Here is a 5,042-nt window from a genome sequence, read left to right as displayed (position 1 = left end):
CCGCCCCTCCCCTGGCCCTTCCCTGATCCCGAGCGACGCGAGGAACCCCATGACCCGCTCCCGCCGGCTGCTGCTCCTCCTGGCGGCCGTCCTGCTCCTCGGCGGAGCCGGCACCGCGGTGGTGCTGCGCGCCGCCGACCGCGCCGTGCAGACCCGGCCGGGCGACCCGGTCGCGGCCCCGGGACGCGTCGCCCTCGACGGCGGCAGGCTGGTCTTCGTCAACGGGGCCCCCGGCCCGCACCGCGGGGCCGTGGTGTCGGTGCCCGGCGGGGAGCCGCGGGCGGAGCGGACCGCGTCGGGGCTCACCTGCCGGCGGTTCCACGCGGCGGGCGGCACCGGCGTGTGCCTGAGCTCCGCCCCGGGCGCGCTCGCGCAGGACAACCGGGCCGTGATCGTGGACTCCGGGCTGCGCCCGGTCCGCAGCTTCCCGCTCGCGGGAACGCCGTCGCGGGCGCGGATGTCCCCCAGCGGGCGGTTCGCCGCCTGGACGGTCTTCGTCACCGGGGAGTCCTACGGTTCGGCGTTCTTCTCGACCCGTACGGCGATCGCGGACACCCGGACGGGCGCGCTGGAGCCGGACCTGGAGAAGTTCTCCGTGACGATGGACGGCCGGCCCTACAGTGCGGCGGACGTGAACTTCTGGGGCGTGACGTTCAGCGGGGACGACGACACCTTCTATGCCACGTTGGCCACGGCGGGGCAGACGCACCTGGTCAGGGGGTCGATCTCGGGGCGCAGCGTCACGACCCTCGCCCGGAACGTGGAGTGCCCGTCGCTGTCGCCGGACGAGACGCGGATCGCGTACAAGAAGCGGGTGCAGCGGGGGGCTTCGCTGTGGCGCGAGCACGTGCTGGACCTGCGGACGCTGCGCGAGCAGCCGCTCGCGGAGAAGCGGAGCGTGGACGACCAGGCGTTGTGGCTCGACGACCGCACGCTGGCGTACGGGCTGCCGGCCGACGGTGCGGCCGACACGACGGACCTGTGGACGGTGCGGGCGGACGGTTCGGGTGAACCGCGCCTGCTGGCGCCGGCGGCCTCCTCGCCGACCCGCCCCGTCTCGTGACGGCGGCGGATCGGCCCTTTCCGCCACTCGAACGGCCCCCGAAACCGGTCATATGATCCGCCATTACACCCGCTCCTTTACCCAACCGAGATATTCCAGGGCGTGTCCGAAAACAGCGCCTGCGCGTACGTCGGAGAACAATGGGCGCTCGTCGGGAGCCGTTACGCATGTCACTTCGATGAACTGCCGTGGAAAGCGGTGGCTGTTCAACATGAATGCGAAGGGATCACGATTGACGAACTCCGGAGTGGAAAGACAGGGGCCGTACGGAGGCCGCATTGCAGGACGTCGAGCCCCCCAGGGGTGCGCCTTCTTCCTCATAGTGGCGGTGGCCACCGTCTCCGTACCGGCCACACCGGCCCACGCGGCCTCCCCGTACGGCGCGAGAGCCGTCGCGGTGGCCGCGTCCAAGGAAGGCGCCCCTTACGTGTACGGCGCCACCGGGCCACGGCAATTCGACTGCTCGGGCCTCACGCTCTACGCCTTCCGGAAGGCGGGGCGGAAACTCCCCCGCACGGCGGACCAGCAATACGACAGCACGCAGCACATTTCGCGCCGCCAGCGCGCTCCGGGCGATCTCGTCTTCTTCCCCAAGGGGGCGACGATGAGCCATGTGGGAATCTACGCCGGCCACAACAAGATCTGGCACGCACCCAGACCCGGCACCCGCGTACGGCTCGAACGCATTTGGACGAGCAAGGCCCGCTACAGCCGGGCCAATTGACCTGCCGCTCCCGAAACGCCCGCACGCCGCGTGCGCATCCCCACCCGAGAACACCGCTGTTCGGCGGCCGCCGGGGACGCGTGTGCCCACGGCGCCGGACACGGTGCGGTGTCGGCCGCGCCGACGCGCACCGTCCGAGCACTCATCGGGAGGGGCGCGCGGACCGCCCGTGACCGGGGCGGCGCGGCGCGCCGGGCGGGGTCCGCAGCACCCAGCCGACGAGCCGGACGGCGGCGCCGCCCGCCAGCCGGGTGAACCTGCGCTCGACGGGGAGCCTCGGGCGCAGGCCGAGTTCGGCGCGGGCCCACTCCGGAAGCAGGTCCACGGCGGCCGCGGCGAGCGCCGCGTAAGGCGGCCTCAGCGGCCACGGCACCGGCGGGCGGCGCAGCAGGAACCGGGCCGCCTCCCGGGCCTGCGGGGTGCCGCGCAGCTGGGGGCGGTACGCCCTGAGGCGGGCGCCGAGCTCGGCCACGGTGCGGGGCGGCTCCCGTACGCCGAGCGCGGCGCCCACGCGCGCCATCCCGGCGACGTACTCGTCCTGCTCGGCCGGGCCGAGCCGGCGGGCCCCGTAGCGCTGGTGGGCGCCGAGGAAGCAGCTGACCTCGGCGTCGTGCACCCACTCCAACAGGACGGGGTCGGCGGCCGCGTACGGCTCCCCGCCGGGCGCGGTGCCGCGCACCGTCCGGTGGACGGCCTTGACGCGGTCGACGGCGCGCTGCGCGTCCTCGGCGGTGCCGTAGGTGGTGAAGGCGAGGAAGGTGCTGATGCTCTGGAGCCGGCCCCACGGGTCCTCGCGGTAGTCGGAGTGCTCGGCGACCGCCGCCATGGCCAGCGGGTGGAGGGACTGCAGGAGCAGGGCGGCGATGCCCCCGACGAAGAGCGCGGCGTCGGCGTGGACGCGCTGGACGGGCCCGCCCGCGGGGAACCAGCGCGGGCCGGGCGTGAGGTGGATCCGGTCCCGGTTCACCGGGCCGGACGGCCCCGCCACCCGCCGGAAGAGCGCCTCGCCCATGCGGGTCCTGGTGTGTGCGACGGCGGACCGCCACTGCCGCCCCATGGGGCCATTATCCCCCGGGGCGGGCCGCCCGGTCAGCGATAGGCGCCGGCGCGGGCGGCCGCGGCGGCCGCCCGGGCGGCGCGGCGCGGCAGCCCCGGGTCGGGGGCGCTGCGCAGCAGAAGGAGTTCCTGGTAGACGGGTGCGGTGGCGGCGACGAGCAGGGAGCGGACGGCGCCGGGCCCGAGGGCGGGCGGGCCGAGCTCTCCGCGGGCGGCGGCGCGGGCGGCGAGCACGGCGCAGCGGGCGTAGCGGTCCTCCCAGAACCGGCTGAGGGCGCCGGCGGCCTCCGGGGAGCGGAACGAGGCGGCGATCAGCGCGGCGGTCAGGCCGGGTCCGGCGGCGAGGGCGTCGTAGACCTCCTGGTTGAGGGCGGTGAGATCGCCCTCGAGGGACCCGGTGTCCGGGGGCGTCCAGGTGTCGTCGGCCGCGGCGTCGAGGAGGTCCGCGAGGAGGCCGCCCACGTCGCGCCAGCGCCGGTAGACCGTGGTGCGGTGGACGCCCGCGCGGAGGGCGACCGCGTCCGCGCCCAGGTCCTCGACGCCGTCGGCGCGGTCCTCCTCGAAGCCGGGTACGACGGCCGCACCGTCCTCGACTCCGTCACCTGCTCCGTGCCCGCCGGCAGCCGTCTGGGCGTCGTCGGCGAGAACGGATCCGGGAAGTCCACCCTGCTGCGCCTCCTCGCCGGAGCGGAGCGCCCCGACCGCGGCGAGGTCATCGCCCGCGCCGACGGCGGCATCGGTTACCTCCCCCAGGAGGAGCACCTCCCGCCGCACCTGACCGTCCGGCAGGTCATCGACCGCGCCCTGGCCGAACTCCGTTCCATGGAGCGGGACATGCGCGGCCTGGAGGCGCGCATGGCCGAAGGCGCCGGGGACGACCCCGCCGTGCTCTCCGCGTACGCCGACCTCCTCACCGCCTTCGAACTGCGCGGCGGCTACGAGGCCGACGCCCGCCTCGAACGCGCCCTGCACGGCCTCGGCCTGGCGGGACTGCCCCGGGACCGGACCGTCGGCGGCCTCTCCGGCGGCGAACAGGTCCGCCTGCGCCTGGCCGCCCTCCTCGCCGCGGCCCCCGAGGTCCTGCTGCTCGACGAGCCCACCAACCACCTCGACGGCCCCGCCCTGACCTGGCTGGAGGACCACCTGCGCGCCCGCCGCGGCACCACTGTCGCCGTCTCCCACGACCGGGCGTTCCTCGAACGGGTCGCCACCGCCCTGCTGGAGGTCGACGGCGACCTGCACACCGTCACCCGCCACGGCACCGGCTACGCGGGCTACCTCGCGCAGCGGGCCGCCGACCGGCAGCGCCGCGCCGACGCACACCGGCAGTGGGCCGAGGAGGTGGCCCGGCTGCGCGAGACGGCCGCGACCACCGCCCGCCGCGTCGCCCCGGGCAGGGCGATCAAGGACGGCAACAAGATGGCCTACGACCGGGCCGCCGGCCGGGTGCAGCAGTCCCTGGCGAGCCGGGTCCGCAATGCCGAGGAGCGCCTCGCCCGGCTGCTGGCCCGTCCGGTGCCCGCCCCGCCCGAACCGCTGTCCTTCACGCCGGCCCTGCCCCGCGGCTCCGGCCGGCCCGGCGAACTCCTGCGCGCCGAGGCGGTGCACGTCGCCGGGCGGCTGTCGCCGGTGGGCCTCGCCGTCGGCGCCGGCGACCGCCTGCTCGTCACGGGGCCGAACGGGGCGGGCAAGAGCACCCTCCTCGGCGTCCTCGCCGCCGCGGTGCCCGCGGACGGCGGGCGCGTGCACCGGCGCGGCCGGATCGGCCTCCTCGCCCAGCACGCGCCCGCCGGGCCGCGAGGGCGCACCCTGCTCGCCGCGTTCGCGGACGGCCGCCCGGGCACGGTCGAGGAGCACACCGAGCGGCTGCTGGCGCTCGGCCTGTTCCACCGGGACCGGCTGCACGTGCCCGTCGCGTCCCTGTCGGCGGGCCAGCGGCAGCGGCTGGCGCTCGCCCGGCTGCTCGCCGAACCGGCGGACGTCCTCCTGCTGGACGAGCCGACGAACCACCTCTCCCCCGCGCTGGCCGAGGAGTTGGAGGAGGCACTGGACTCCTTCGCCGGAGCCGTGGTGGTCGTCAGCCACGACCGGGCGCTGCACGCCCGCTGGCGGGGCGCCCGCCTCGAACTCGCCCCTGCCGCACGGGGCCTGAGCGCCGCCCCGCCCGCCGCCCGCGCCGCCGCCCGGGCCGGGCGGGGC

5 protein-coding genes are annotated in these 5,042 nt (G+C 76.3%); 3 read left to right on the top strand and 2 right to left on the bottom strand.

Features of this window, described 5'->3' with window-relative positions:
• Both EF903_RS28570 and EF903_RS28565 read left to right on the top strand, forming a co-directional pair.
• A partial coding sequence (locus EF903_RS28570) for a TolB-like translocation protein (RefSeq protein WP_312845972.1) occupies positions 1-1,063 on the top strand: 1,063 nt, incomplete at its 5' end.
• Positions 1,064-1,274: 211 nt separating this feature from the next.
• Positions 1,275-1,787, top strand: a complete 513-nt coding sequence (locus EF903_RS28565; protein WP_125547906.1) for a C40 family peptidase — start codon at positions 1,275-1,277, stop codon at positions 1,785-1,787.
• Positions 1,788-1,929: 142 nt separating this feature from the next.
• On the opposite strand, the gene EF903_RS28560 is transcribed toward EF903_RS28565, so the two are convergent.
• Entirely contained in the window at positions 1,930-2,844 is a 915-nt protein-coding gene (locus tag EF903_RS28560) for an oxygenase MpaB family protein (protein WP_125547905.1), read from the bottom strand.
• 32 nt (positions 2,845-2,876) lie between these two features.
• Positions 2,877-3,374 carry a TetR-like C-terminal domain-containing protein gene (locus EF903_RS28555; RefSeq protein ID WP_125547908.1) on the bottom strand — a complete coding sequence of 166 codons (498 nt, stop codon included), beginning with the start codon at positions 3,372-3,374 and terminating at the stop codon, positions 2,877-2,879.
• Between the two features lie 78 nt (positions 3,375-3,452).
• Here EF903_RS28555 and EF903_RS28550 point away from each other — a divergent pair.
• Positions 3,453-5,042, top strand: a 1,590-nt coding sequence (locus EF903_RS28550; protein WP_399421899.1) for an ABC-F family ATP-binding cassette domain-containing protein, incomplete at its 3' end; no start/stop codon positions are given.

Source organism: Streptomyces sp. WAC05292 (assembly GCF_003949955.1).
Lineage (GTDB): Bacteria > Actinomycetota > Actinomycetes > Streptomycetales > Streptomycetaceae > Streptomyces > Streptomyces globosus.
The sequence above is the reverse complement of the archived record's forward strand: the minus strand, read 5'-3'. Positions and strand labels throughout refer to the sequence as shown.